The sequence below is a fragment of the Streptomyces sp. NBC_00386 genome (genome assembly GCF_036063235.1).
Taxonomy (GTDB): Bacteria; Actinomycetota; Actinomycetes; order Streptomycetales; family Streptomycetaceae; genus Streptomyces.
The window spans coordinates 1,729,618-1,756,505 of sequence record NZ_CP107950.1; the positions used below are offsets into that span (position 1 = coordinate 1,729,618).

Here is a 26,888-nt window from a genome sequence, read left to right on the forward strand (position 1 = left end):
GCGTCACCTGCGGACCGGCCTCGGCCAGAGGGCACCCTCAAACCAACCCCGCCAGGGACCCACAGACCGGCCCGGGCCGGGGCACCCGCGGGCTACCCAGGTCAGGGGGCACCCGCGGACCGGCCCCCGCCAGGGGGGCACCCTCAGACCAACCCCGCCGGGGACCCACAGATCGGCCCCGGCCCGGGGCACCCGCGGACCGGGGCCGGCCACGGACACCCGTCGGCTGTCACCTGACCGTGCGCCGCAGGCGGCGACCGCCGACCGCGCGCCGCCGCGGCGGCTGACGGCGGCCGGCGGTTCGTCACAGACCCGTCAGCGCCGCCTCCGCCTTCGCCACCAGGCCGTCCGCTCCGCAGGTGCGCGCCAGGGTCAGACCCTTGTTCAGTTCCATCACCGAGCGGGACGCGATGCCGTACTCGATGCGGGCGGCCGCGTGTTCGTACTGGCAGGGCGAGGCTTCCAGGTAGGTGACCGCCTGGGCTGCCAGCCGGACCGCGCGCTGACCGGTTTCGAGGGCGGCGGCGCACCGCAGTGCCTCGCCGATCGCGGTGTCGGTGCCGAACCGTTCGGCCTGGCGTCGGGCGTCACCGGCCAGGGCGGCGGCGCGTGACGGGTCCTCGTTGGCGAGTGCCTTCGCGAGGTCGACGGCCCAGGGTGCGAGCACCGTGTTGTGGTGGCCGCGGGCGGCGGCGGCCTTCTCCGCCGCCTCCAGTTCGTTGATGCCCTCCTTGGTGCGGCCGACGGCGAGCAGCAGCCGGCCGCGCACCGAGCGGGTGTCGGGAAGGACGATCGTGGAGGGGTACGGGGGCGCGAAGCCGTAGCGCTCGGCGATCTCCGCCGCCTGCTGGACGTGCCCGCGGGCCAGCAGGGTGTCGATGAGCCCGCAGGTCGCCGACCAGTACAGGGGCAGTCCGCGTCCGACCCGCTCCGCGAGGCGCAGCGATTCGCGCTGGTAGTGCTCCGCGTCGGCGAGGCGGCCCCGCCTGCGATGGGCGAGGCCGAGGTAGGCGTTGGCCAGGGAGAGGTGACCGCCGCTCCAGCCCGCCTTCACATAGGCGTGCAGGGCCTCGCTGAACAGGCTCTCGGCGCGGTCCAGCCGGTCCGTGTAGGCGTACGCGCTGCCCAGCATCAGCAGGAGTTCGACGCCCCACTCGGTGTCGGTCCAGGCGAGTCCCGGCGCGAGGCGGCCGTTGACGAGGGCCCGGTCGCAGAGTTCCACGACCTCCTCGGCGTTCTCGCCGCGGGTCATCGCGTCGAAGCCGCGCAGTATGAGCAGGGCGCGCTCGGAGTTGTCGCGCCCCGTGCAGGTCGTGACGAGTTCGGCGAGACCGCTGGAGTGTCCGGCGCGCTCCTCGCCGGCGTGGATGCCCTCCCACATGTAGTGCACGGCCTGGAGCCGCATCCGGGCGGCCCCCGGTTCCAGCCGCTCGACCTCGGCGTCGACCGTGCGGACGGCCTCGTCCAACTGGTTGTTGTGGAGCAGTGCCTGGGAGAGCCGGAAGACGGCGTCGACCCGTGCCGTGTCCTCGAGTCCGGGCCGTTCGAGCGCGGCCCGGAGGTGACCGATGGTCGTGGACGGCGCGGTCAGGAGCGTGGCGCAGCCCAGTTCGTAGAGCACCTGTGCGTGGACCTCGGGCAGCGGTGGTTCCTTGAGCGCCCGCTCCAGGCAGCGCCGGGCCGCGTCCGGGGCGCCGACGGCGAGGTGCTCGCGGGCGGCTTCGCGCATCTGCTCGACGAGTTCGGGATCGTCGTCCGGATGCACTTCGAGGAGATGGCGGGAGGCCGCCGCCGCACCGCGTCCGGACTCGGTGACCGCCCAGGCCGCCTGACCGTGCATCGCCGTGCGCAGGGCGTCCGGGATCGAGCGGTACACCGCTGTGGCGATCAGCGGGTGCACGAACTCCAGCTCGCCGTCCGGCGGTTGGCCGCCCGCGGATCCGGCGGTGGTCAGGATGCGGGCGGCACCCAGCAGTTCGGCGCAGCGGGAGGCCTCCTCGTCCGGCATTCCGGCGAGTTGGGCGGCGAGGTCGAGGGAGATCCCGGTGCCGAGAATGGCTGCCGCCCAGGCGAACCGGGTGGCGTCGATACCGAGTCCTTCGAGGCGGGCGACGAGTCCGCGGCCGCGGGCCGAGCGGTTCAGGTCGCGCAGTTCGGCGGCCGAGCCCTCGACCGGCTCCAGTTCGCTGTCCTGGACCTTGGCGAGCAGTTCGACGGTCTCGTACGGGTTGCCGCCGGTGACCGCCCACACCTCGCGGCAGAAGGGCGCGTCGGCGTGTTCGCCGAGGGTGGCGCGGGTGAGGCCCTCGGTGGCGGCCGGGGTCAGCGCTGTCAGGGTGGAGACCGGACGGCCCGCGGCGGCCACGGCGTCGAGCAGCCGGGCGCTCTCTCCGCTGACCCCGCCGGGCCTGCGGGCCACCACGACGAGTACGGACAGGTCGTCCAGCCGCTCGGCGAACGCGGCGAGCCAGCGCAGGGTCTCCTGGTCGGCCCAGTGCGCGTCGTCGATGAGCAGCACGAGCGGCCAGTCCCGCTTCGCGAGGCGTCGTACCGCGGCGACCAGACCGTCGCACACGCCTTGCGGGTCGGGCTGCCGGTCGCCGGGTTCGGCTATGCCGAGGGCGGGTCCCGCGATGTCGTACCAGTCCCCCAGGTATTCGCGCGCCTCTTCCGGGAGCAGCGAGACGAGGGCCGGCTGGAGCAACTGCCGTACGACATTGAAGGGGACGGACGTGACGGTCTCGCCGCCGCGCGCCGACCACACGGCACAGCCGTTGCTCTCCGCGATCCTGCGCACCTCGGCGAGGAGTGCGGTCTTGCCGAGACCCGCCTCTCCGCTGAGCACCAGCAGGGTGCCCGAGGTCGAGGAGTCCGCACGCAGTGCGGTGATCGCCCCTTCGAGAGTGGCGACTTCCTCTTCGCGCTCCCACAGGGAAGCCGAGGCGACCGCTCCGGGTCGTCCCTCCGTCATCCCGCTACCTCCCCAGGTCACCCAAACGACTTAACTGCAACGAGCCTAGCCTCCTGGAAGCCACGGCGGAGGCGGGACCTGGCACGAGTTGCCGAGGCGGGTGACGGCGATGTCGCGGAGGCGACGCCACCGGAAACCGGGTAGCGCCGAAGGGAAGTGACGGACAGTCAACCGCTGGGAAAATGAAGGTAATTTCCCTCCCTCGTTCGCCGCGCCGGACCGCGCACGGCGAACTCCCGAGCTTCCCGGGAAGGACCGGCACGAGCGCCCCCGCGCGCGGCTGTGACCTGCGCGCCCTCCGCTCCCGCGCTCCCGCGGAGGTGTGCGCGCGGGTGCCGCGGACGTCTCGTCGGGCCCTTCGAGTCCGGCCGGCGCCCCGCACCCCCGGCTGCCGCCCCCATCTCCCGGGGGTGACGGCCGGCCCGGGCGGCACGTGAGGCGCGCGCGTCCTTGGCACTGGCGTTCTTCATCCGTCCGGTGGGCCACTTCCGTCGGCATGACCGCGTCAGCTCCCGAGCGGGCTTCGGGGAACCCTCTCATCCGCCTTTCACCCTGTGCTCATACGGTGGCCCCATGACGCAGGCGACTCCCCCCGGCTGGTATCCCGACCCCGGGCAGACAAATGACGCTCCCGCCACCGAACGCTGGTGGGACGGTAGGACATGGACGGACCAGGTCCGCCCGGTCGGCTCGGCGGCCGCATGGGGTCCCCCGGCACACCCGGCGGGGGCCGGGCCCTATCCGGCGTACGCCCCGAGCGGCCCGCGGCGCGGGCTGCGCACGGGCATAGCGGTCGCGGCGGCGGTCGCCGTCCTCGCCGGTATCTGCGGGGGCGTGTACGCGCTGACCAGAGATGACGGACGCGGCGGCAGCGCGGCGTCCCGCGGCCCCGCCGGGTCGGACGGCCAGGGCGGACCGCAGGGGCCGGGCGGCGGCCAGGAAGGCGGCCCGAACGGAGCGCCCGGCGGCTCCGGCGGGCAGACTCCGGCGCCCGGCGAGTCGGGGCAGCCGGAGACCGACCCCGGGTACGCCACGGACGTCTACAACGGCATCAGCATCCCGGTGCCGGACGGCTGGGCCGGCCAGAGCGGCGCGGGGACCGCAGCGGTGTCCACCAAGGACACGTACAAATGCCCCGGCGACACCTCGCAGAACTGTCAGCGCGGCGGCGCCTACTCGGCCCCGGCGAAGGCGCAGAAGCTGAAGTCCACGACGGCGGAGGCGGCGGCCAAGGAGGACATCTCCAAGAACGCCACCGAGTCGTACGGCAAGGGCTACGGCTCGATCACCTCTCACACCCAGCTCGCCTCGAAGGCCGTCACGGTGGCCGGCGAGAAGGGCTATCTGGTGCGCTGGAAGGTCGTGACGAGCAAGGGCGACGACGGATACGTCGAATCGCTCGTGTTCCCGTCCCCCGCCGACCCCGCCTCGCTGGTCGTCGTCCGCTTCGGCGTCGACATCAGCTCCAAGGCCCCCCAGCAGTCGATCATCGACACGATCACCAAGGGCATCAAGGTGGCGGCCGGAACCGGAGGAAACGGCCAGAACGTCTGAGACCCGCCAAAACCGGGTACGCCCGTCCCGGCACCGGGACACCGCGGACATGGATCGGCCGGGTGGAGCACCCCTCCGCTCAAGGGGAACCCCACCCGGCCGGGGGGTGCGCGCCGCCCCCGTCCCCACGGTGCGGCGCGATACAGGCCGACGTCCGGTCATCCCACGGACAGCGGCCTGAGATTCAGGTGAGACCCAGCGTCGGCAGCACGACGGCCTCCACGAACCGTGTGAGATACGCCGCGTCCGCGTACTGGCCGTCCAGAAGGGGCCGCACCCTCAGGACGCCGAGCATCTGGGCCGGGATGAACTCCAGCGCCGGGTGACCGGCGTCGACCTCGCCGCGCTCGACACCGCGGCTGATCATCTGTCGCAGCTCGGCGACCTCGGGCTCGACGAGCGCGTCGCGCAGCGCCTGCTGGAGCTCCTTGTCCTGCATCACGGCATTGCCGAGGCCCTGCAACAGCTGCGTGTTGTCCCGGGCCGACCATTCACCCGCGGCCCCGGCCGCGGCGCGGAGGTCGCCGGCGAGCGATCCGGTGTCGATCCCCGTGAACCGGGGACAGCGGTTGTTGCGCAGCGCGGCGGCCACGAACTGGGGCTTGGACTTCCACTGCCGGTAGAGCGTCGACTTGCTGCACCGGGTGCTGGAGGCCACTCCCTCCATCGTGAGCGCCTCGTACCCGCATTCCCTGATCTGTTCGAGCACGGCGTCGTAGAACTCCTGCTCACGCTCGGGCGTGATTTTGGAGCGGCGCGAGGCGACGACCGTCTCCGGTCCGTCCGCGGCCTGCGACGTCATGAGGCTTCTCCTCGCTCGATCCGGGCGATGCCGGTGCGGTCTTGCGCTCAGTGTAATCGATACGCGAGGGTACCGGTACGCATCCGTATCGGTACTCCTGCGTATCGGTACATGCTCGTATCGGTACACTGCCGTATCGGTACACTGCCGTATCGATGAGCCTCGGACAGGACCCACTCCTCCCGCACAGGGAAGGCCGAGTGGATCCTGTCCTGGGCTCACCGCGCACTTCACGACATCAAGCCGTCAGCAAGGGGGCCGGGGGATGGATTCCCGAACCGAGCCTGCGGATTCCGCATCCGAGTCCACGTCAGAACCAGAGCCGCCCGACGCGGTGACACCATCGGCCGCGTCATACGACGCGGCCGCCCGCACGCGCCCTCACGCGCACGTCCGTCCGGACACACGCCCCGGCGGCACCACGGCACGCCCGCCGCTTCTGCGGGAGCTGCTGCTCGTCGTCGGGCTCTTCGTCGTCTACAAGGCCGGCCGCCTGCTGGCCACCGGCCGCACCGACAAGGCCTTCGCCGACGCGCACAGCGTCTGGGGCTGGGAGCGGTCCCTGCGTCTGCCGGACGAGGGCTCCGTACAGACCGCGCTGCTGCACAGCGACACCCTCGTGCACCTCGCGAACACCTATTACGCGACCGTCCACTTCCCGGCCACCGCCGCCTTCCTGGTCTGGCTGTACCTGCGGCGCCCCGCGCACTACGTGTGGGCCCGCCGGATCCTCGCCCTGGTCACCGCGGCCGCCCTGGCCGGGCACCTCGCCTTCCCGCTCGCGCCGCCGCGGCTGCTCGCCGGGACGGGCCTCGTCGACACGGGCCAGGTGTACGGGCCCACCGTGTACGGCGCGCACCCGGCGGCCGACGCCCTGGCGAACCAGTTCGCGGCGATGCCGTCGCTGCATTTCGGCTGGGCGCTGATGGTCGCGATCGGCCTGATCACCGCGACCCGGTCGCGGCTGCGCGCGCTGTGGCTGCTGCATCCCCTGCTCACCCTGCTGGTGATCGTCGGCACCGCGAACCACTACTGGCTCGACGCGATCGTGGCGACCGTGCTGCTCTGCGTCGCCCTCGCCGTGGTCCACCCGCCGCACCGGACGGCGACGGCCCCGAAACGGCACCTCGGCCACGAGCCCGCCGCGATCCCCGTACGCGATCTGCCCGAACTCGTGGGAGCGGGGCGATGAACCCGACACTCGTCGCCGTCGTCCTGTCCCTGTTCTCCGCCGTCGCCTACGCCGCCGCCGCCGTCGCGCAGGAGCGGCTCGCCGCCCGGTCGGCCGGCTCGGGCACGCTGCGCCTGCTGGCCCAGGGCGCCTGGTGGTGGTCGGTCACGCTGAACGCCTCGGCCGCGCTGCTGCACGTGGCGGCCCTCAAGTACGGAACCCTCACCCTGGTCCAGCCGCTCGGGGCGCTCACCCTCGTGGCCGCCGTGCCGCTGGGCGCACGGGTCGCCGGACGGCGCGTCAGCGCGGTCGAGTGGCGCGGCACGGCACTCACCCTGACCGGCCTCGCCGCGCTGCTCGTCACGGCGTCCGGGGCCGCGCCGGACGAGGTGCTGAGCCTGCCGCAGGCGCTCGCCGTCGCGGGAACGACCGCCGCGGTCATCGGCGCGCTGGCGCGTGGTGCCCGGCCGGGGCTGCGGCACGCGACGGCCGCCGGGTTCGCCTCGGGCGTGGCCTCCGCCCTCACCCAGACCGTGACCGTCGCCGCGACGGACCGTTCGGACTCGCCGCTCAGCGCGCAGGTGGTCGTGGTGGCACTGCTCGTGGCGGCCTTCGCGGCGGGCGGGCTGCTGCTGTCGCAGACCGCCTATCAGGGCGGACTCGGCGCCCCGCTGGCCGTCGTGACGCTCGCCAACCCGCTGGCCGCGGCGGCGATCGGACTGTCCCTGCTCGGTGAGCGTCTCCAGGGCGGCGCGGCGGGCCTGCTGCTCGCGCTCGCGGGGGCGTCGGTCGCCGCGTGGGGCGTGGTGACGCTCTCGCGTTCGGCGCCCGAGCCCGCCGCGACGGCGGACGCCCGCCTGGACGGCCTGGCGGACGACGACCACCCGGTCGCCGCGGTGCTGGCGCTGGAGCCCAACGGCGCGGCGTACGAACCCTCGTTGGTGCCCCGGCAGACCGGCTCGGGCCATCTGACGTCCCTTTAGCGGGGCGTCGCCGCGGGAGACCGCGGTCCGTGCGACGGGCGGGACATGCCGGAAGGGCGGCCGCGGAGAGATCCGCGGCCGCCCTTCCGTTACTGCCGTGACCTGTCAGCCCAGTCCGCGGGAGTCCTGCTTGAGCGCCGTGTCGACGGTCAGCGCCGTCGCGACGACGAGGCTCAGCAGCGGCTCGGGGAGCTGGAAGTGGATCTGCAGGACATAGTTGTCCGCGGTCGTGAACATCGTCTTGGCGAGGCCTTCCCAGGTCTTCGTGATCCGGGCCACCTCTTTCTCCGACTCGTCGACGATCGCGAAGTTCCAGGCACGCCAGTTCTCCGCCTTGATCGCGCCGACCTGCCGGCCGTCCACGTTGATCGCGAAGTTGATCTTGCCGATCATGTTCTTCTGGACGATCTCACCGACGGTGGAACCGTCCGGACGCGTCACGATCACGCGGGACTTGAATATCTTCGCCGGCCGGGTCAGCAGCAACTGCGGCTGGCCGTGGGCGTCGCGGATCTCCAGCCGGTGGGTGAGGAACTGGTCGAGGCTGGAGACGAGCCGCAGGATCTTCCGCAGCACACCCTGACCGACCTCGGTGACCGAACCGACCGGGTTGCCCTGCTGGTCCATGACCTTGTACTCGTTGGTCAGCTCGATCAGCTTGGCCTTCTGGTTCACCACCAGGACCGGCTCGGTGAACAGCGTGCCGCCGCCGACACCACTCGGGGCCGCCACCCCGGCCTGCTGCTGCACCTGACGCTGGACGCGCGGGTCCGGCGCGGTGGCCTGCTGAGGGAAGGGCTGCTGGGGCGGCGGGCCCTGGTGCGGCACCTGCTGTCCGGCGGGGGCCTCCTGGTCGGTCCACTGCGAGCCGTCCCAGTAACGCTGCGTCTGGGACTTCCCGTTCGGGTCCGGGTACCAACCTGCAGGAGTGTTCGATTGCGTGGTCACCGGGGCACCCTACCGTGGCCTGACCGAAAAACAACGGTCAGTTGTGGACCCGTCAGACGGTGATGAGAGCGGGGTCGCTCACACCGGGCCGGCCATTCTCGACATGTCCGGCGAATCGCCGCAGAAAGCCCGCCTGGCCGTCGGCGACGACGCTCAGGTCGTACCAGCACTCGCTCGCCCGCAGGTCCACCGTGTGCTTCACGGTCGCACCCGCCCGGACCCGGAAGACCTGGGACGGTCCGCCGTAGCCGTTCGTGAGCCTGAGCGTCGTCGTGGACGCGCCCTTGTTCACGAAGGTGAGCTCGACGTCGCAGCCGGTGTGACGGGCCGCTATCTCCGGTCCCGCCGTCCCGTTGGAGCCCTTGAAGGTGCGCAGGAAGCCGTTCGGACCGTGCACCGTGAGGTCGTACGAGCCACCGGAATAGGCCGAGTTCCAGGTGTCCGAGATGGTCTTGCCCGCTGCCGTGGTGTACGTCCAGGGGCCGTCGGCGCGGTTGCCGGAGGTGACGAGGAAGGCCGCGCCCGCCTTGGGACCGGAGCCGAAGGTCAGCGTGAACCTACCGGCCGCGGTGTCCGCCGAACCGTCCACGAGAGGGGCGTACTTGAGCGGGCGGGTCGGGCGCGAGCCGCGCTCCTGCCGGGGCAGGGCGGGGTTCGCGGGAGGGGTCGGCACGTAGTCCGGGTGGCGGTCGCCGTCCGGCGGCCGGTAGCCGTCGGTGCGGGGCAGCGTGACCGGCCCGGTGTCCTTCTGCGCGAAGTCGAAGGCGGCCGTGAGGTCGCCGCAGACGGCGCGCCGCCAGGGCGAGATGTTGGGCTCGCGCACCCCGAACCGGGCCTCCATGAACCGGATGATCGAGGTGTGGTCGAGCGTTTCGGAGCAGACGTAACCGCCCTTGCTCCAGGGCGAGACGACGAGCATCGGCACCCGCTGCCCCAGTCCGTAGGGTCCGGCCGCACGGCTCGCGTCGCCCGCGTACAGGTCCGGGCCGACGTCGACCGTGGACTTGCCCTGCGCCGCGGACTGCGGCGGGAAGGGCGGCACCAGGTGGTCGAAGAAGCCGTCGTTCTCGTCGTACGTGACGAACAGGGCCGTCCTGCTCCACACCTCGGGGTCGGAGGTGAGCGCGTCCAGCACCTGGGAGATGTACCAGGCGCCGTAGTTGGCGGGCCAGTTGGGGTGCTCGGTGAACGCCTCGGGAGCGGCGATCCAGGAGATCTGCGGCAGCTTGCCGCCCTGCACGTCGGCCCTGAGCCCGTCGAAGAACCCCTCGCCCTTGCGGGCGTCGGTTCCGGTGCGGGCCTTGTCGTACAGCGGGTCGCCCGGCTGCGCGTTGCGGTACTGGTCGAAGTACAGCAGTGAGTTGTCGCCGTAGTTGCCCCGGTAGGCGTCGGGGATCCAGCCCCAGGAGCCGTTGGCGTCCAGCCCGTCGCCGATGTCCTGGTACACCTTCCAGGAGATCCCCGCCGCTTCCAGCCGCTCCGGGTACGTGGTCCAGCGGTACCCCGCCTCGTCGTTGCCGAGGACCGGGCCGCCGCCCTTGCCGTCGTTGCCCGTGTAACCGGTCCACATGTAGTAGCGGTTGGGGTCCGTCGAGCCGATGAACGAGCAGTGGTACGCGTCGCAGACGGTGAACGAGTCGGCCAGCGCGTAGTGGAACGGGATGTCCTCACGCGTCAGATACGCCATCGTCGTGGCCGACTTGGCGGGCACCCACTTGTCGTACCTGCCCTTGTTGAACGCGGCGTGCCCGTCGCTCCAGCCGTGCGGGAGGTCCTTGATGAACGCGAGACCGAGGTCGTCCAGCTCCGGGCGGAAGGGGAGCACGTCCTTGGTGCCGTCCGACTGGTACCAGACCGGCTTGGTGCCGGCCGGGCTCGCCGGACGCGGGTCGCCGAAGCCGCGGACGCCTCGCATCGAGCCGAAGTAGTGGTCGAACGAACGGTTCTCCTGCATCAGGACGACGATGTGCTCGACATCCTCGATCGTGCCCGAGCGTCGATGCGCCGGCACGGCGGCCGCGCGCTGGACACTGCTGGAGAGCGCGGTGAACGCCGCTGTAACACCGGCGAGTTGGAAGAATCGGCGCCGATTCACTTGAGGCATGAGTGGGTGACCTCTTGTCCTGACGGGCCCATGGGCCGGAGGTTGACGGAAGGTGCGCGAAGGAAGCTTTCCAAGCGCACCGAACGTCAGGAAAGGGCACCCTGTCCCTCGTGTGAAGGTCGGCGGTACACGAGACGAACGGTTCCGGACAGGCCCTAAGCTCCGGCCGCGAACAGGGAGAGCACGCCGACCCCGACACCGGCGACGGTCAGCGCGATGGCCAGCGCCACGCCGAGGAACACCAGAAAACAGCCGAGTTCCCGCTGAGCCGTCCGGTCGCCGGGCAGCGCGACCGTGGCCCCTTCCGGGTCCTCGGGGAGATACGAGACGGCGAGGATGTCGCCGGGCATGGTGGTGTTCGGTGCGGAGTCCTCGAACCGGAACTGCCGGCCGTCGTGGGTGACGTACTCGAAGAGGTAGTAGCGCCGCATCGAGGTGGCGTACCCCCCGCCCGAGCGCCGCACGGTTTCGACCCGTATGCATCTGCCCTCGGTGCGCAGCCCGTGCTGTTGCGCCCGTGTCCGCCGACGGACCTTCCTGACCGCCATCACGCCCGCGGCGACCGGGGCGATCACGATGACGGACACGAGCGCGACAAAGACAAGGACGACGAAGATCATTCCAAGTTTCCTTTCCAGCATGGGGTACTGAGGGCACGTCAGAGAACGCGCATCCGAGGGAAGCCGGGCGCTCCACCGGAACGCCGCACCGGCCAGGGCGGGTTCACCCGCCCGGCGACAACGCGCCCGGGGCTCGGCCGACCGGCCCGGAGACCACCACCCGCCTCTGCCGCGAGAGCGGGTCACATGGAGCCCCTGCACGTCAAGACGGACGCCGGGCCACTCGCGTTCCATCGGAACCACCGCAGAGTCGACGGATGTCACACCGCCTGAGACGGGTCATGGCGAGAGCACATGCAGACCGGCCAGTGAACAACGTGTCCTGATGCTTCATCAGCTCACGGTGCGAAGCGAAGTGTCCCGCCCCGGCCTACGGCGGCTTCCGTCATTCCGGGGATCCGGCAACGGGGTAGGGGACGAAGGTGCTGGTGTTCTGGTCGATCCGCAGGGGGCGTCCGAGGGGCGGTGCCGCGCGCTGGGGGCAGTCGAGGCGTTCGCAGACGCGGCAGCCCATGCCGATGGGGGTGGCGGCGGAGGTGCTGGTGAGGTCGAGCCCGTCGGAGTAGACGAGCCGGTGGGCGTGGCGGATCTCGCAGCCGAGGCCGATGGCGAAGGTCTTGCCGGGTTCGCCCCAGCCGCCGCGGTGCCGGGTGATGGCCCGCGCGGTCCACAAGTAGCGCTGCCCGTCGGGCATTTCGGCGATCTGGACGTGGATGCGGCCGGGGGCGGCGAACGCCTCGTAGACGTTCCACAGGGGGCAGGTGCCGCCGGCCCGGGAGAAGTGGAAGCCGGTGGCGGACTGGCGCTTGGACAGGTTGCCGGCGCGGTCGACGCGCACGAAGGAGAAGGGGACGCCACGCAGGCGGGGGCGCTGGAGGGTGGACAGGCGGTGGCAGACGGTTTCGTAGCCGAGGCCGTAGTGGTCGGTGAGGCGTTCGATGTCGTAGCGCGCTTCCTCGGCCGCGGCGTGGAAGGTGGTGTACGGCAGGATCAGCGCGGCGGCGAAGTAGTTGGCGATGCCGATGCGGCCCAGGGCATGGGCGGGTGAGCCCCCGGGGAAGTCCTCCGCCGCCTGGCGTTCGAGTTCATCGGCGTATTCGAGCAGGGCGAGCTGGGTGGCCATGCGGAAGGCACGCTGCCCCGGGCGCATTCGGGCTGCCAGGTGCAGGGTGCGGGTCGCCTCGTCGTAGTGGTGGAGGCGGTCGCCGGTCTCGGTGGCCAGACGCACACCGTGGGTGCCGGCCAGTCTCACCGTGAGGGCGCCGACGACTTCGCCCGGCCGGATGCCGATCTCCCCGGCGAGCTGTTCGGCGGCGAGGTCGGTGTCGTGGAGGTAGTTCTGGCGGCGGTAGAAGAAGTCCCGGATCTCCTCATGGGGTGAGCGGGGCATGGCGTCCTCGCCGTCGCGGCCGTCCACGGTTCCGCTGAGCCGCTCGGTCAGGAGCTGGTTGCGGCGGCCCAGATCCAGCAGGACGTTCGCCACCGCGGGCATCCGCGAGGCCAGTTCGGCGAGGTCGTTCGGGGACACCCTGGCTTCGGTGACCTCCCCCGCCAGCCTCCCGCGCGAACTTGCCGATCACGCACAACCCCGCGGTACGGGCCCGCGGCGCCGCCGTCACGGACGCCGACACCCGCCGGTCCCAGCCCTACGGCGAGCGCGCGGCGGCCCAGCGGGCCCACCTCGGTCTCCCGCTGCTGCCGACCACCACCATCGGCTCCTTCCCGCAGACCACCGAACTGCGCACCGCTCGCGCCGACCTGCGCACCGGCCGCATCGACACGGCCGGTTACGAGGAGCGCGTCAAGGCCGAGATCCAGGAGGTCATCTCCTTCCAGGAGAAGACCGGTCTCGACGTCCTCGTGCACGGCGAGGCCGAACGCAACGACATGGTCCAGTACTTCGCCGAGCAGCTCACCGGGTACCTCGCCACGCAGCACGGCTGGGTGCAGTCCTACAGCCCCCGCTACGTCCGCCCGCCGATCCTGGCCGGCGACATCACGCGGCCCGAACCGATGACGGTGCGCTGGACGACGTACGCCCAGTCCCTGACCGATCGGCCGGTCAAGGGCATGCTCACCGGTCCGGTCACCATGCTCGCCTGGTCCTTCGTCCGCGACGACCAGCCCCTCGGCGACACCGCCCGCCAGGCCGCCCTCGCCCTGCGGGACGAGGTGAACGACCTGGAGGCGGCGGGCAGTTCGGTGATCCAGGTCGACGAGCCGGCCCTGCGCGAGACCCTTCCCCTGCGCACCGCCGGCCGGCCTACCTGGCGTGGGCCACGGAGGCGTTCCGGCTCAGCACCAGCGGGGTGCGCCCGGACACGCAGATCCACACGCACATGTGCTACGCCGAGTTCGGGGACATCGTCCAGGCCATCGACGACCTGGACGCCGACGTCATCAGCCTGGAGGCCGCCCGCTCCCACATGCAGGTGGCCCGCGAACTCGCCTCGCACGGCTACCCGCGCGAGGCGGGACCCGGCGTGTACGACATCCACTCCCCACGCGTCCCCAGCACGCAGGAGGCCGCCGAACTGCTGCGGGCCGGACTGAAGGCCATCCCCGCCGAACGGCTGTGGGTGAACCCCGACTGCGGTCTGAAGACCCGCGGCTGGCCCGAGACCCGAGCCTCCCTGGAGAACCTGGTCGCCGCCGCCCACGCGGTGCGCGGCGAACTGCCCGTCTCCTGACCCGTACCTTCGAGCGGCCGGGGCGCCACGCGCGCCCTGGCCCCCGGCGGGCGGCTGAACCACGGGAGCGGTCCCGGTCGAGTCGTCCATGGGCCTCTGCGGGCGAAAGGGCTCCCGCAAGTCACGTCCTCGCGGGAGCCCTTCTCCTTGCCGCCTGCCACGTGAAGGTTGAGAAGACGATCACGAGCAGGACGTCTGTGGGTGCCCATGGCCTCACGGCGCGAGCAGCAGGCTGTCGCCGCGTTCCTTGGCGACGGCATAACGCCGGGCCACGTCCTGCCAGTCGACGACCGCCCACATGGCCTCGATGAAGTCGACCTTCTGGTTCTTGTACTGAAGGTAGAAGGCGTGCTCCCAGGGGTCGAAGACCAGGATCGGCGTCGAGCCCTGGCCGACGTTGCCCTGGTGGTCGTAGACCTGCTCGACGATCAGGCGGCCGCTGAGCGGCTCGTAGGCGAGGACGCCCCAGCCGGAGCCCTGGGTGGTGGCGGCGGCCTTGGTGAGCTGGGTCCTGAAGCCGGCGAACGAGCCGAAGGACTCGGTGACGGCGTCCGCGAGGTCGCCGACACCGTCCGCCGCGAGGGGCTCGCCACCGCCGTCGCCGGTCATGTTGTGCCAGTAGATGCTGTGCAGGATGTGTCCGGAGAGGTGGAAGGCCAGGTTCTTCTCCAGGCCGTTGATCGAGCCCCACTGCTCCTTGTCCCGCGCCTCCGCGAGCTGCTCCAGGGTGTCGTTCGCGCCCTTGACGTACGCCGCGTGGTGCTTGTCGTGGTGCAGCTCGACGATCTGCGGGTTGATGACCGGTTCGAGCGCCGCGTAGTCGTACGGAAGCTCCGGGAGCGTGTACACCGCCATGTCCAACATCCTTCGACTTCGTTATTGCCAATAGTATGCAGTTGCATGCTGATGGCAAGAGGGAGCCACGCCGATCATGCTTCGGGACTTTCACCGTGCGGCCGGGACGCCAGGAGGCACCTGCGACCCGGTCCCGGGCACGACGAACGGGCCCCGCGTTGCCGATCCGGAACTTGGACCGCACGGAGGGCACAGCAGTCGGCGGAGTGCGGCGCCTCACCCCCGGGGGTTTCAGGCGGCCGGACCTCGACGGCGTCGCAGCAGTGCCGCTATCGCGCAGTGCAGGCATCCACCATCCGGTTCCACGATCGTCGCCACGGGGCCGGGGCGCGACGCATCGGGCGCGGCAGCCGCCGTGTCCGCCCGTTCACGGCAGCTGTCCTCCGTGGCCGCGACCAGCGACTCCAGGTCCCGCAGGAGCTCCTCGGTCCGCTTCACCTGTTCCCCGAGCACCCGCACGCGGGCGCTCTGGCCGCCGATCCGCCGTCGGCCGGCGATCAGTTGCTCGTATTCCCGTACGGTGAGGGCGACCGCTTCGCGGCCACCGAGCGTGATGTGACGGGGCTGGGGATGTCTGCCCACTCGGGCCTCCGCTCCTCGCCTCTGCGGTTCAGTCCCGTCGGTCGGTTCTGTGACCGTCGGAGGGCTCACGTCCGTGCCCAGGTGGTGTCGGTGTCCGTAAACGCGAGAGGCCCCCCGGATGCTTCCGAAGGGCCCTCTTGTGTCCTGAAGGGTTCAGTTCGCGGCCGGAACCGCTCGCCCGGAGGCGACCGCCGCGGGCTTCGGGTTCAGCAGACGCTCGGCCAACTCTCCGAAGACGAGGCCGAATCCGCCCCACAGGACGGTCTGGATGGCCAGCGCGGAGAGCCTGAAGCGCCACAGCAGGGTGGCCGGGAATTCCCCCGGCACCTCGTTGATCACGGGCAGGAACTCGTAGGCCAGACCGATCACCACAGCGAAGGCGGCCAGCGCGACCACGGTGGCGTACCAGGTGCCCAGGCCGGGTGCGAGGCGCTTGCCGAGGATGGTGGCGCCGACCGCCAGGAGCACGCTGAGAACCATCATCAGGAAGTACAGGGTGGTCCGCTTGCCGATGGTGTCGGGGTCGCCGACCGACGGCGGGTTGGCCGGGTACTTCAGGAACGGCACGACGTACACGGCGAGCAGCGCGGTCCCGGACAGCAGGAGCGCGGTCGCGCGGGCGCTGAAGCGGCCCACGCGGCCGAGCGCGAAGCAGTAGGCGAGCGCGGCGATTCCGCCGAAGGCGACGCCGTAGATCAGGACGCCGGTGGCAAGACCGGCGGTGGACTGGAGGCTGCGGGAGACGAGTTCGACCTCGTGCCCGTGCTCGTGGGCGTGCGCCTCCTCGAAGCCGATCGCGCTGTCGACGGTCGGTTCACCGAGCAAGTAGGCGACGACCAGGGCGAGTACACCTGCCGCGAGGCCGGCGAGCATGCCTCGCACGAGCAGGTTTCTTACCGTTGCGGAGTTCATGAGTGTGTGTCGTCTCTCGCGTCAGTGGCAGGGGAAACCGAGCAGGTGGCGGGCGTCGTGCACCCACTCGTGGACGTTCTCGCCGGAGACGACGGAGGTGGCGCCCTGTTCGGCGCCGACGAAGTACAGCAGGACCAGCATCAGGATGCCGAAGAAGGCCGCCCAGGGGACGATCGCACCGATCGGCAGTTTGGCGGGAAGAGCGGGGGTGGTGGCTGTCGGCGGAGCGACGGTCTGCGCCATGGCAGGACCTCCTCGGGAGTTCGCGTCCCATCTCGGTGGTGCACAGGATGACGCCTACGGGTCTGACTCACGGGCGCCCAGCATGGCTGGAGCGTCTCGTTCACAGTGGCGCGACCGTGCCGGATTTCCACCGGCTTCCGTCTTGACGTCATCAATATCGGACCCGACCGTACCGCGTGGCGCGTACCTGGCCAAGACCGCACCACCTGGCGTGATCTACCCCTCACACCAGGCGGCCGGTCCATTGAGGGCCGTGCGTCAGCGGTGGCGGAGGGGGCTGCCCTCTCAGCAGGGTCGCGCTCCGCGTACGCGTCTCGCTCAACCCTCCGAACAGGCGCTCTACATCGGTCCTTCCGTGAGGCGGGAGCGGTGTTGCGCCCCCGTGAAGTCCTTCCCGACGATGACGCCACGACCCAGACACGGGAGCCGAACGCCATGCCTCACACGACAGCCTTCGCCAGGAACCAGTGGTACAGCTAGCGCACCTTTCTGACCTGCGCTTATGCGGGCCGATGAGGCTGTGACCTGCTAGGACGGGTTGCAGAGGCGAGCGGAGGCAGTCAGAGGAAATCACTCTGATTCGACCCCGGTTCGACCCGGGTAGCTCGGAGGCAGTCAGAGGCAACGCCCTCTGTAACTGACCTTTGAGAGACTCGAGTTGACCGGCGTTGATCACGAGTGCACGGCTCTGGCGGTGCTCTGTTTCGACCTCGGTCGAGCTGCGATGGGGACGCCTGCCTCCCGCTCGGGGCCAGGCATGCGGGGTCTTCAGGATGGCCGTCCTGAAGACCTCGCCGGCGCCGATGGAGGTCGGTTCGGACACCACCCGTGGTTTTAGCGGGCCTGGGTGGCGTCCACGTCTTTGCGAGACGACCCCACCGTGTCAGACAGCACCCACCAGCCACTCCCCCAACGACAGCTCACCCACCTCCGCGGCCCCCTGGGCCTTTCCCGACTGTCCTCGGCTGCGGCCGATCTGATCCTGCTCGGCGACCTCACCGGCCGCTACGCGAGCGGCAGTTACACCAGGCTCGACTCCAGCGGCCGGGCCGTTGTCCTGCGCGCCGATCGCCAGGGCGCAGCCGAACACGGGCACCGGATCACCGCGGCCATCGCCTGCCACGTAGCCCGCGTCGGCGGCACCGGCGACCAGCTGACCCAACTGCTGCTGCACCCTGAGCACGAGGGCAGACGGCACGCCCGGCACATCGCCTTGCGCTCCGGGCAGTCGCGCGCTCTGGACTACATCCGCCGGGTCTGGGACAGCGCCTCCGAAGCGGTCAGCACCACCAGGGCGTTGGAGTCGCGACACGACGCGTACGAAATTCTCGCCGCGCTACGCGACCGCATCGAGACCACGCCCTGGCGCGGGGAGCGGGGACGGACCGCGCTGCGGGTGCTGCGGGCACACCTGAACTTCGCCGAGATCGCGGGCGGTCCGCTGCATCACGCCAGTGAGCGGCAGACCGCGGAGCAAGCCGGGATCTCCCGGACGACGCTGCGCGTCGTCTACGAGACGGTCCTCAAACCGGGGGGGCTGGCTGCGCCGGCTGCGGGTGGGCCACGGCCGGGAGGGCTCGACCTGGTATCTCGACAACGGCAGCACCCCCAGTCACGGAGCCCCCACTTCGCTGTCTCGTTTCCGGACCACTCAGTTCCCCCCGACCCGGCACTTGAGGAGTGGACCACCCCTGAGACGGCCACGACGGCCGACATCGACTCCACCGTCCTCGCCCGTCTGATGGGCCACGACGCCTTCGCCCACCACGGCCTCGGCAGCGCCGCCCTCATGATCATCAGCGCTCTGCACCAGCGACCCGATCAGACAGTTGGTGAGCTCGCCGGTACGTCCTCGGTCTCCCGCGCGACCACCTACCGGACCCTGCGACACCTCGCCGAGCACGGTCTCGTGCACGACACCGGGGAGACCTGGGCTCTCGCGCCCCGGGCTCTGGAGGGCCTCGGTAACAGCCTTCCCGAGGCTGATACCTGCCCGGCCCTGGAGCCAGCACACGGCTGGGACACCGTGGCAGAGCAATACGGCACCACGGGTCTCGCCACCCAGCGCAAGGCCCTGCACGCGGCCCAACGCGCGGCGTACCGGGAGACGTTGAACCGGCTTGCAGAGCACCGCAGCAGAGCCGTGGTGATCGTCCGCGACGGCCGCCAGGTCCTGGTCCCCACGCCACGCCCCGACGAAGTCTCGTCCGCGTGGCACACCTCCTACGGGCACGTCCTCGATCCGGTCACCGGCCGCGCCGCTCCCGACTGGCGGATCGCCACCGATGGACGGCTGATCCTCATCACCCCTGCCGACCAGCGCAGTTACGACGAGCTGGCCGCTGCCCATGCCGAAGCCCTCAGCGAATGGGAGTCCGCAGCATGAACCCAACCCCTCCAACCCCGGCCAGTCACAGCGATGAGGTCACCGCCCAAGCGCTTCGCGAGCAGTACGAGTCCGGTGCCACGGTCGACGAACTCGTCACCGCCAGCGGCCTGTCGCACGGCACGGTCCTCAACCGGCTGCACGACGCCGGAACCGCGATGCGCACCTCCTGGCAGACACGCCGGATGCGCGAGGACCCCCAAATGCGCCAACGTCTCGCGACCCATCTTCGTGCGCTGTACGACGAGCACGGCGCGACTCTCGCCGAACTCGCAGCAACTGCCGGAGAGACGAGGCGTGGTGCCCGAAGTCTGCTGATCGAGGCAGGCGGCACCGTGCGCACCACGCAGCAGACACTGCGGATGCGCTCGGCAGCGCAGGCCGCTGAGCGGCAGAAGCTCGCGCTGTCCCTGCGGGCGAAGTACGAGGCCGGGGCCACGGTCCCGAAACTCGCCCAGGAGTGCAACTACTCCGCCGGCACGGTCTACCGGCTCTTGCACCAGGCGGGCACCCGCATGCGGGCCCAGCACCGCCACGGTCCCGCCGGCCAGGCGAGGAAGCGGTCATGAGCGCCCCAACCCGCAATGGCGTCTTCGGCGGTGCCGGTCCGATCGTCACCCCGCCCTTCCACGATCCGGGCTGCAGTTGCGCACCGAGGGCACCCCCTCATCCGCATGCAGCCATGCCCCATCAGGTGTCGACGTCGTCGACAACCCGCCCAGAGACAACGCACCTTCCAGTTTTCAGGAGATCAAGCACACGTGAACGAGAACACCCGTCACAAGAACCTGGCCGCGGCCACAGAGCATGTCTGGGACGCGTTCGTCATCGTCGTCGGCATGCTCAAGGGCGGCACCGGCAAGACCACCTCCGCCTGGTTCATCGCCCTCTACTACGCCGTCGTCCTCGGACTGCCCACCCTGCTGCTGGACTCGGACGCCACCAGCCAGTCCGCCTACGCCTGGTTCAAAGTCGCCCAGGCCGCAGGCTTCGAGATCCCGGCCAACCTGGTGGTCGAGCGGTACCCGTTCGACGACATCGCCGAGTACATCCGTGAGAAGCGCGCCGAGTTCGGTGCGATCGTGGTCGACGCCGGCGGCGGCAGCGCGAAGCTGTTCCACGAGGCTGTTACCGAGGCGAACCTGCTGCTCGTGCCCGTCGCCCCCACCAAGATCGAGCGCCGCAAGCTGGTGACCACCTTCGACGAGGCCGAGCGCGCCGCCGCCCGCAACCAGCGCAACGTCACCGCCCACGTGGTGATGGTCAAGGCCGACGACCGCACCAGTCTGCCCAGCCGAGCGAAGGACAAGCTCCTGGAGCCCAGCGAGGGCGAGGACATCGGCCCGGACCGGGACGAGCCGTTTCCGCTCGCCGAGACCGTCATCCACTCGTGGGTGCACTACATGTTCGCCCCCCACCCCAGCACCCAGATCATCCTCAACACCCGCCACACCAGCCGGAGCCAGCTGAACTACGCCGTCCCCGAAGCCCTCCAGCTCCAGCACCGCATCCGCCGCTACAACGCCGACACCGGTATCCAGCACGGCGACATCGTCGCTCTCGCCGTGGACGCCTTCCTGCGCGCCAAGGGCTACCCACCCGAACTCACCAGTCCAAACGCCGAAACGACCTGATCAGTCGGCTAGACCAACTCTTCTTACAGGCTGAGTGACGAAACGACAGAGTTTGCTTGAGGCCGAGCGATGCATCCGCGACCAAACCCGTGCCGACGACGGCTACGAGCAGTCAGCGACGGGTGCGGTGCTGTTGCCGGATGGCTTCCTCCAGGGCAATGCGGATACCGAGGTTGAGTTCGCTGGTGTGTGCCCAGGCGGTGAGGAGTTCGGCGATGCGGTACAGAGTGACGTTGGTGCGCTGGGAAACTTCTGTCAGGACGGTCCGGGCTTGATCCGCTCGCAGGCGCCCGAGCGCCATGACGACACCCGTAGCCTGATCGATGACCGCGTGGACGGCCCACGCGTGCCGCGGCCGACCCGCTTGCTTCTGTACCGCCGCCGCCTCATCGGCAGCTGCAGAATCCTCGGCGCCCCAAGTCGCGGTAGCGGCCAGCGAGCGATCGGTATCACCAGGGTGAGACCGATGTCGGTCCTGGCTTGGGGCCAGCGGCTCACTCGCCAACGGTCGCCCCCGTTTCGGTCTAGGTCGCTGGGTCACTGTTCCAGCGCCTCTTTTGCGTGCACGAGCGCAACTGCGCGTGATGAGCCGGGACACTTGCTATGAGAGATACCGAATCGGTCAGTTATGCGGCTCTGCGTCATGTCCTCGAAGAGGCGCAGGTAGAAAGTGGCCCGCTCCCGGTCGGGTAGTTGCCGCGGCTTCGTGGCCGGCTCGCGGTCGACGTCGAAGGAGGAGGCGGGCGTGCCCAGGGTGTCGCCAATGCGGTACCCGTCGTCGCCTACGGTCGGTTCGACGTCCAGCGAGAGAGTGTCGTAGCTCTCCAACGCTTCCAGGCCCGCCGTCACTTCTTCCTCCGTGAGGCGGTGCGGGCGGCGATGCCGACGGGGGCGGTGTCGGGGTGCTCGGTGAGCTTGCAGCATGCGACACGTGCTTGGTGGCGCAGCTCTTCTATCCGGCGGGGCACCCGAACAGCCCACGTCCGGTCCCGGGAGTGCCGCTTCACCCCTCCGCTGACAGTCGGGATCGCACAACTTTCCGAAGGCACCCTGATGGGGGCTGGGTCGATGGACTTGACCAGGCCGAGCACAGCTACCTGCCGAAGTTCGTCGACGTCTTCGCCGCGGTCGCGGAAGCGGCTGGCGATCCGGTGCGCCATGGGCAGCCGCCTACACAACAGCTCAGAGCGCACCGCCTCACACTCGAGTCCCTCGCCCAGGTCCATAGCCGCGCGAAGAGCGCGGCAGCACCGGCCGGGCTGGTTTGGGAATGACGCCTCGAAGCGATCGGGGCCTCGCCAGACGCGGGGGGTGGGGCTTTGTCGGCGATATCGGCGGGCCGTCATGTCGGACACCATGCTAAATCACCCTTGAACGGTTTGCTCAGGTTCGTGCCGGTACCACTTCGGAACCGGCTCGAACGGATGGCCGGAGGTTCGCCGCGCGGTCACGCCTGGCCCGCCGAGGAAAGTCGCAACAAGCGCTCCACAGCCTGCGTCTCCGATCCGACGCACGAACCCCCGAGTACCCCGGCTCTCACCTGCAAACACCGCAAAGGTGCGCCGCCTGTCCGTCGTCGACGACTGGTCGCCCTCCCCGACCGGAGCCGACGACCTCACCACCCCGAGCAGCAGGCCCTGACCACTCATTACACCAGCAAGGTCTCATTTCGACTCTCACCGAAACGGTCTGCAGTGATCGTGGTGGGCAGTGCGGGCTGGCGCGGGTGGGGTGGTCTGTAGAAGGCCATTGTTGTCGACTGCGTGCGGTAGTGAGATGGCATGGATGCGGCGTTGCAGGCGGCGCCTGAACGGATGACGCTGGTCAACCAGAGCACAGCAGCGCTCACTGCCCCCTGATATCGATCCATCAGGCGGACAGTGCCGGACATCGACATCCTCGGGCGGAGCGAGCGCATCGATGCAGCCGGGCTGACCGCTGACCGGCAGTCCGTAGGTTCCCCACAGATCCGATACGGGGGGCAGCGTTCTGTCCCAGCACGCGTTCTCTCCTACCTGCCCGATCCTGCTGCCACCTTCGCCCGGTGTCTACTGTGATGACCTGGGGGTGGCCTCTGCTTTTGGCGCTTCGGATCGTCGTTCAACGCCATGAGCTGGGGTACACGGCGGGACATGGCGAAATCAGGATGGAAAGAACAAAAAGATGTCGATGTGCCGACACCTGAGGAGGCCGGACCCGGACCCGAGGTGGAGGAGCGGGCGCCGGACACGCCGACGGAGCTGCCCCGGCGGGCGTGGGGCAAGGTGTTCACCGGGAGCCTGCGGGAGTTCAAGAAGGACGAGCTGACCGACCGGGCGGCGGCACTGACGTACTACGGCGTGCTCGCCTTGTTCCCCGCCCTGCTGGTCCTGGTCTCCCTGCTGGGCATCACCGGCAGGTCGACCACGGACAAGGTGCTGAACAATCTCAGACAGCTCGCTCCCGGCCCGGCCCGCGACATCATCACCCGCGCTGTGGAGCAGCTGCAGGGCAACGCAGGCACCGGCAGCATCGTGGCGATCGTCGCTCTGGTGGTGGCGGTGTGGTCGGCCTCCGGCTATGTCGCGGCGTTCATCCGTGCCGCGAACGCCATCTACGACATGCCGGAGGGACGTCCGGTGTGGAAGATCCTGCCGGTGCGTGTCGGGGTGACGGTTGTCCTGATGGTTTTGGCCGTGGTCAGTGCGCTGATCGTGGTCTTCACCGGTGGCGTGGCCCGCCAGGTGGGCACGGCGCTGGGGGTCGGGGACACCGCGCTGACGGTGTGGTCGATCGCCAAGTGGCCGGTCCTGGTCGTGCTGGTCACTGTGATGATCGCGATCCTGTACTGGGCGAGCCCGAACGCGAAGGTGAAGGGCTTCAAGTGGATCACTCCGGGCAGTTTCCTGGCCCTGGTGATCTGGATGATCGCCTCCGCCGGATTCGCGTTCTACGTGGCCAACTTCGCGTCGTACAACAAGACCTACGGCACCATGGCGGGCGTCATCGTCTTCCTGGTGTGGCTGTGGATCAGCAACCTGGCCATCCTCCTCGGCCTGGAGTTCGATGCCGAGGCGGTACGCCAGCGAGCCATCGCCGGCGGGCTCCCGCCCGGGACCGAGCCCTACACCCAGCCCCGCGACACCCGGAAATGGGACGAGGACGACCTACGCCGCCTCGACGAAGGAGAAGAATGACTGTTGAATGCTGGGCGATACGTATCGCATCATCTGGGATATCCGCATCTCATGAGCGCTCCATGATCGCCGAACTCGACGAACGCGAGCGGCGCATCATCCCCATGCGGTTCATCGACGAACTTGCCCAGGCCCAGATCGGCGAACCTCGGCGCCTCCCGACTGTGCGTCTCCCGCCTGCTCAACCGCACCGTCACCAAACTGCGCGAAGGCATGCTCACCCCCAACAAACCACACCCGCCCACAGCGAACCGGCGGCGTTCGCCACCCCTCGCACGTTGGCGAACAGCGCCGGTTCTACAGCATCGAGACGGTGGCCGTCGGCTGGCTCTGCCGGACGGCGGGTGGGTCAGCGGCGGCAGCCCACGCCGGAGGCGCAGTAGGCAGGCGACGCGAACTGGTCCTCCATCCGTTTGGAGTTGGCCTTACGGCCGAAAGAACTGCCGACCAGTCGCGCACGCGCCCGAGGACAGCGACGCCGTGGGCTCATCCCCTGTATCGGCTTCGATCACGCTGCCCTGGTAGCCAAGCACATGCCCTCCTGGCACCGTGATCTGCAGGCCCACTCACAATGAACAGCGGGCTGACGCTCTCCGGCGCGAGAGCGGGAACGGGTCTGGCCAGCTCGAATCACGAAGTACGGCCGCGAGTTCATCCGCCGACGTGGATGCCTGGGCGGCGGTCGGGGTCGGGTTCGTTGCTGCGGATGATTTCGCGGGTGACGGGAGCGGTGTCGCCGCGGCCCAGGAGGAAGTAACGGAACATGTGCAGCAAGGGACTTCCTTCGGCCCAGGCGAAGTAGCAGTGCGGCTGAACCCCGGTGGCGTTGCGCAGGGCGAGCAGGATCGCCGCAATGGCGTTCGGAGCGGCCGGGGCCTCGGCCCGCAGGATTCGGTGACCGTCCACCTCGACGCCCCGGACGCTGAGGGTCTCGCTGAAGTCGGACGGATCGACCACGTCGATCTCCAGGAACAGCACGTCGGCAAGGCCGGGCACGGGGTTGGTGCCGCGCTGCTCCCGCTCTTTATGGGCGTACTCGGCGCTGTCGCCGGTCTGTCGTCGGTTGGCGATGATGTTGATGGCGTTGTCGTGCGCGAGGGTGTCGGTGATGAACCTGCGGGCTTCGTCGTCGAACACGAGCCGGTCGGCGCGCAGTTCGGTGGTGCGTGAGACCCGGGAGATCAGCGACACGGCGATGATGCCGGCGATGAACATGCCCGAGATGGTGATGCCGTCAGGCTTGTCGACGATGTTGGCCATCAGCGCGTAGAACAAGACGGCGGTGAGGAGCGCGAATCCTGTACCGGCCACGCGCCGGCGACTGCGGACGACCGAAACCGTGACGGCGAACGCTCCTGAGACCATCATGGCCAGGATGCCGGTGGCGTAGGCGCCGGCCTGCGCGTCGACATCGGCGCCGAACGCGATGGTGATGATGATGCACAGAGCGGTGTAGACGATGACGACGGGGCGCACGGCGCGTCCCCATTCCGGGGCCATGCCGTAGTCGGGCAGATATCTGGGGACAATGTTGATCAGCCCTGCCATCGCGGACGCGCCGGCGAACCACAGGATCAGTATGGTGCTGATGTCGTAGGCGGTGCCGAACACTTCGCCGACCTTCTCGTGCGCCAGCCAGGCCAGCGCCCGGCCGTTCGCTTGGCCGCCGGACTCGAACTCCTTGTGCGGGATGAGGACAGTGGTCACGAAACTCGCGGCCAGCAGGTAGACGCTCATGACGAGCGCGGCGGTGGTCAACAGCCGCCTGGTGTTGCGGATCCGTGACTGCTTCTGCTGCTCGGGATCGCGGCCTTCCGCGGATATGAGAGGCATCATGCTCACGCCCGTCTCGAAACCGGAAAGGCCCAGCACCAGCAGGGGAAACGCCAGGAGTGCGGGCCCTGCCAGATCTCCGAGACCGCCTCCGCCGTCGCCGAGGGCGTCCGTCCACGCCGAGAACGCGCCCGGCGTGGTGAAGACATCCACCAGGCCAACGGCGATGACCGCAGCGTTGAGCGCCAGGAAGGCCACGACCAGGGGGATGGCCACCTTGACCGCTTCGCTGAACCCGAGCAGGAACACCCCGCCGAGTACCACCAGCAACGCCACGGTGAGAGCGACCTCGTGGCCGTGCAGCGCATGCGGGAAATAGGGGTTCTCCACCACATGCACGGAAGCGTCCGCCGTTGACAACGTGATCGTGATGATCCACGAAGTGGCGACGAAACCGAGCAGGACCAGGACGAACAACTTGCCCCACCAGAACGGCAGCAGATCCTCCAGCATCGCCACCGACCCTGCTCCGTGGGGGCTCTCACGCGTCACCCGCCGGTACATCGGCAGCATCCCCACCAGGGTCAGCGCCACGATCAACAGCGTCGCCAAGGGCGAGACCGCTCCTGCCGCGAGGGCGGCGATCGCCGGGACGTAGGCCAGGCTGGAGAAGTAGTCGACCCCGGTCAGGCACATCACCTTCCACCAGGCGTGCTGCTCGGTGTGTCCCCCGCCTGCCGCTGGTCCGATCGGTTGCACCCGGTGATGCAGCAGCCATTGCGCAAAGCGTCCGGTCGGCTGGGCCCGTAGAGCGGGACTTTCCACCTCTGCCGGTATGACCGGTTCGTTCGCGACCTTCATGTCCCCCATCAGTCCTTCCAGTTCGTGCCCTCGGCGCACCCGTCCCAGTTCACAGCACGGACAGGCGAGCAACGAGTATGCGGCCCCACCGGAGGTGTCACGACCACCGGGGCAACATTGCCGACCGTGGTGATGGCGCCCTTGTTCCCCGCAGCCAGCTCGCTACCCGCCCGGTCGGGCAGTGCCAGCAACAGCGGAAACAGCGTGATGGCCGAAGGGTTGGGCGCAGGGAGACACGTCAACGATGGTTGGCGGGTGATCGCCGCCAGGGGGCGCAGTCCGTCAAGGGCACCGAGACCGTCTCCAAGGCCAGTCACGGCTTCGGCACGGGGAAGAAGGATCAAACGGACGCAACAGAAACAGAGCACGTAGGCTACAAGCCGAACTCACAAGGACCCCGTCCACTTGGACCGGCCAGCCTTCGCGCTTCTTCGTGGGCGACCAGGAGCTGCGACTCTGCTCACGCTGCGTCGGTGACCGCCTCCTCGCCACGGCGAAATACTGGAGAAGGACACTGGCGGGCTGCCGATCCTGCCGGAGCTGTACAGGAATTGCGACGCGGACAAGCCCGCGGCCGCCGCACTCGTCCGCTTCTTCACCACCGACGTAGCCACGACCTCAGC

The 26,888-nt window shown here is 69.7% G+C and carries 19 protein-coding genes, 2 pseudogenes and 1 riboswitch; of the genes and pseudogenes, 8 read left to right on the forward strand and 13 right to left on the reverse strand.

Going from position 1 to position 26,888, the window contains the following annotated elements:
- Positions 1-304: 304 nt before the first annotated feature.
- Positions 305-2,971, reverse strand: coding sequence for an ATP-binding protein (locus tag OG780_RS07470; RefSeq protein ID WP_328445922.1), 2,667 nt, complete (start codon positions 2,969-2,971; stop codon positions 305-307).
- A 573-nt stretch (positions 2,972-3,544) separates the two neighbouring features.
- Here OG780_RS07470 and OG780_RS07475 point away from each other — a divergent pair.
- Positions 3,545-4,525: a DUF2510 domain-containing protein gene (locus tag OG780_RS07475; protein WP_328445924.1), complete on the forward strand. Its 981-nt coding sequence runs from the start codon at positions 3,545-3,547 to the stop codon at positions 4,523-4,525.
- Positions 4,526-4,709: 184 nt separating this feature from the next.
- On the opposite strand, the gene OG780_RS07480 is transcribed toward OG780_RS07475, so the two are convergent.
- Positions 4,710-5,327 (reverse strand): TetR/AcrR family transcriptional regulator, encoded by a 618-nt coding sequence (locus OG780_RS07480; RefSeq protein WP_328445926.1) that lies wholly within the window; start codon positions 5,325-5,327, stop codon positions 4,710-4,712.
- Between the two features lie 265 nt (positions 5,328-5,592).
- Between OG780_RS07480 and OG780_RS07485 the strand changes: the two genes are divergently transcribed.
- Together OG780_RS07485 and OG780_RS07490 are read left to right on the forward strand one after the other, a co-directional pair.
- Positions 5,593-6,519 carry a phosphatase PAP2 family protein gene (locus OG780_RS07485; RefSeq protein ID WP_328445928.1) on the forward strand — a complete coding sequence of 309 codons (927 nt, stop codon included), beginning with the start codon at positions 5,593-5,595 and terminating at the stop codon, positions 6,517-6,519.
- On the forward strand, positions 6,516-7,481 hold the full coding sequence (locus OG780_RS07490) for a hypothetical protein (RefSeq protein ID WP_328445930.1): 966 nt from the start codon (positions 6,516-6,518) through the stop codon (positions 7,479-7,481). Before OG780_RS07485 ends, OG780_RS07490 begins: the two co-directional genes overlap by 4 nt.
- 105 nt (positions 7,482-7,586) lie before the next feature.
- Here OG780_RS07490 and OG780_RS07495 read toward each other — a convergent pair whose 3' ends face one another.
- The 4 genes and pseudogenes from OG780_RS07495 to OG780_RS07510 all read right to left on the reverse strand — a co-directional run.
- Complete coding sequence (locus OG780_RS07495) at positions 7,587-8,429, reverse strand: phospholipid scramblase-related protein (protein ID WP_328445932.1); 843 nt, start codon at positions 8,427-8,429, stop codon at positions 7,587-7,589.
- A 52-nt stretch (positions 8,430-8,481) separates the two neighbouring features.
- The gene (locus OG780_RS07500) at positions 8,482-10,533 is read right to left on the reverse strand and encodes a phosphocholine-specific phospholipase C (protein WP_328445934.1); all 2,052 of its coding nucleotides are present in this window, start codon (positions 10,531-10,533) and stop codon (positions 8,482-8,484) included.
- 155 nt (positions 10,534-10,688) lie between these two features.
- The gene (locus tag OG780_RS07505; RefSeq protein ID WP_328445936.1) at positions 10,689-11,153 is read right to left on the reverse strand and encodes a DUF3592 domain-containing protein; all 465 of its coding nucleotides are present in this window, start codon (positions 11,151-11,153) and stop codon (positions 10,689-10,691) included.
- A 385-nt stretch (positions 11,154-11,538) separates the two neighbouring features.
- Positions 11,539-12,726, reverse strand: a pseudogene (locus OG780_RS07510) (short-chain fatty acyl-CoA regulator family protein); the annotation flags it as partial.
- Here OG780_RS07510 and metE point away from each other — a divergent pair.
- Positions 12,708-13,843 (forward strand): annotated as a pseudogene (gene metE, locus OG780_RS07515) (5-methyltetrahydropteroyltriglutamate--homocysteine S-methyltransferase); the annotation flags it as partial. The pseudogenes OG780_RS07510 and metE overlap by 19 nt on opposite strands.
- A gap of 213 nt (positions 13,844-14,056) precedes the next feature.
- Here metE and OG780_RS07520 read toward each other — a convergent pair.
- The 4 genes from OG780_RS07520 to OG780_RS07535 form a co-directional block, all read right to left on the reverse strand.
- Positions 14,057-14,698 (reverse strand): superoxide dismutase, encoded by a 642-nt coding sequence (locus OG780_RS07520; RefSeq protein WP_328445938.1) that lies wholly within the window; start codon positions 14,696-14,698, stop codon positions 14,057-14,059.
- 231 nt (positions 14,699-14,929) lie between these two features.
- Complete coding sequence (locus OG780_RS07525; protein ID WP_328445940.1) at positions 14,930-15,280, reverse strand: hypothetical protein; 351 nt, start codon at positions 15,278-15,280, stop codon at positions 14,930-14,932.
- Positions 15,281-15,433: 153 nt separating this feature from the next.
- Positions 15,434-16,192 carry a CbtA family protein gene (locus OG780_RS07530; protein WP_328445942.1) on the reverse strand — a complete coding sequence of 253 codons (759 nt, stop codon included), beginning with the start codon at positions 16,190-16,192 and terminating at the stop codon, positions 15,434-15,436.
- Between the two features lie 21 nt (positions 16,193-16,213).
- Positions 16,214-16,435 (reverse strand): CbtB domain-containing protein, encoded by a 222-nt coding sequence (locus OG780_RS07535; RefSeq protein WP_326784383.1) that lies wholly within the window; start codon positions 16,433-16,435, stop codon positions 16,214-16,216.
- 71 nt (positions 16,436-16,506) lie between these two features.
- Positions 16,507-16,618: riboswitch (cobalamin riboswitch) on the reverse strand.
- Positions 16,619-17,315: 697 nt separating this feature from the next.
- Between OG780_RS07535 and OG780_RS07540 the strand changes: the two genes are divergently transcribed.
- From OG780_RS07540 to OG780_RS07550, 3 genes are all read left to right on the forward strand, one after another.
- Complete coding sequence (locus OG780_RS07540) at positions 17,316-18,821, forward strand: MarR family winged helix-turn-helix transcriptional regulator (protein WP_328445946.1); 1,506 nt, start codon at positions 17,316-17,318, stop codon at positions 18,819-18,821.
- Positions 18,818-19,390, forward strand: coding sequence for a helix-turn-helix domain-containing protein (locus tag OG780_RS07545; protein ID WP_328445948.1), 573 nt, complete (start codon positions 18,818-18,820; stop codon positions 19,388-19,390). The genes OG780_RS07540 and OG780_RS07545 overlap by 4 nt, the downstream gene beginning before the upstream one ends.
- Positions 19,391-19,582: 192 nt before the next feature.
- Complete coding sequence (locus tag OG780_RS07550) at positions 19,583-20,455, forward strand: ParA family protein (protein ID WP_328445950.1); 873 nt, start codon at positions 19,583-19,585, stop codon at positions 20,453-20,455.
- 112 nt (positions 20,456-20,567) lie between these two features.
- On the opposite strand, the gene OG780_RS07555 is transcribed toward OG780_RS07550, so the two are convergent.
- Positions 20,568-21,053: an ANTAR domain-containing protein gene (locus tag OG780_RS07555; protein WP_443062119.1), complete on the reverse strand. Its 486-nt coding sequence runs from the start codon at positions 21,051-21,053 to the stop codon at positions 20,568-20,570.
- Positions 20,993-21,304 carry a sigma factor-like helix-turn-helix DNA-binding protein gene (locus tag OG780_RS44590; RefSeq protein ID WP_442813968.1) on the reverse strand — a complete coding sequence of 104 codons (312 nt, stop codon included), beginning with the start codon at positions 21,302-21,304 and terminating at the stop codon, positions 20,993-20,995. Before OG780_RS44590 ends, OG780_RS07555 begins: the two co-directional genes overlap by 61 nt.
- 1,283 nt (positions 21,305-22,587) lie before the next feature.
- Between OG780_RS44590 and OG780_RS07565 the strand changes: the two genes are divergently transcribed.
- Positions 22,588-23,631, forward strand: coding sequence for a YihY/virulence factor BrkB family protein (locus OG780_RS07565; RefSeq protein WP_328445952.1), 1,044 nt, complete (start codon positions 22,588-22,590; stop codon positions 23,629-23,631).
- A 651-nt stretch (positions 23,632-24,282) separates the two neighbouring features.
- On the opposite strand, the gene OG780_RS07570 is transcribed toward OG780_RS07565, so the two are convergent.
- Positions 24,283-26,265 (reverse strand): amino acid transporter, encoded by a 1,983-nt coding sequence (locus OG780_RS07570; RefSeq protein WP_328445954.1) that lies wholly within the window; start codon positions 26,263-26,265, stop codon positions 24,283-24,285.
- Between the last annotated feature and the right edge of the window lie 623 nt (positions 26,266-26,888).

Excerpts from the sequence above, each read along its gene's own strand:
- OG780_RS07470 (WP_328445922.1), bottom strand. The coding sequence starts at position 2,971 with ATGACGGAGGGACGACCCGGAGCGGTCGCCTCGGCTTCCCTGTGGGAG.
- OG780_RS07480 (WP_328445926.1), bottom strand. The coding sequence starts at position 5,327 with ATGACGTCGCAGGCCGCGGACGGACCGGAGACGGTCGTCGCCTCGCGC.
- OG780_RS07570 (WP_328445954.1), bottom strand. The coding sequence starts at position 26,265 with ATGAAGGTCGCGAACGAACCGGTCATACCGGCAGAGGTGGAAAGTCCC.
- OG780_RS07500 (WP_328445934.1), bottom strand. The coding sequence starts at position 10,533 with ATGCCTCAAGTGAATCGGCGCCGATTCTTCCAACTCGCCGGTGTTACA.
- OG780_RS07545 (WP_328445948.1), top strand. The coding sequence starts at position 18,818 with ATGAACCCAACCCCTCCAACCCCGGCCAGTCACAGCGATGAGGTCACC.
- OG780_RS07535 (WP_326784383.1), bottom strand. The coding sequence starts at position 16,435 with ATGGCGCAGACCGTCGCTCCGCCGACAGCCACCACCCCCGCTCTTCCC.
- OG780_RS07565 (WP_328445952.1), top strand. The coding sequence starts at position 22,588 with ATGGCGAAATCAGGATGGAAAGAACAAAAAGATGTCGATGTGCCGACA.
- OG780_RS07530 (WP_328445942.1), bottom strand. The coding sequence starts at position 16,192 with ATGAACTCCGCAACGGTAAGAAACCTGCTCGTGCGAGGCATGCTCGCC.
- OG780_RS07485 (WP_328445928.1), top strand. The coding sequence starts at position 5,593 with ATGGATTCCCGAACCGAGCCTGCGGATTCCGCATCCGAGTCCACGTCA.
- OG780_RS07490 (WP_328445930.1), top strand. The coding sequence starts at position 6,516 with ATGAACCCGACACTCGTCGCCGTCGTCCTGTCCCTGTTCTCCGCCGTC.
- OG780_RS07520 (WP_328445938.1), bottom strand. The coding sequence starts at position 14,698 with ATGGCGGTGTACACGCTCCCGGAGCTTCCGTACGACTACGCGGCGCTC.
- OG780_RS07505 (WP_328445936.1), bottom strand. The coding sequence starts at position 11,153 with ATGATCTTCGTCGTCCTTGTCTTTGTCGCGCTCGTGTCCGTCATCGTG.
- OG780_RS07475 (WP_328445924.1), top strand. The coding sequence starts at position 3,545 with ATGACGCAGGCGACTCCCCCCGGCTGGTATCCCGACCCCGGGCAGACA.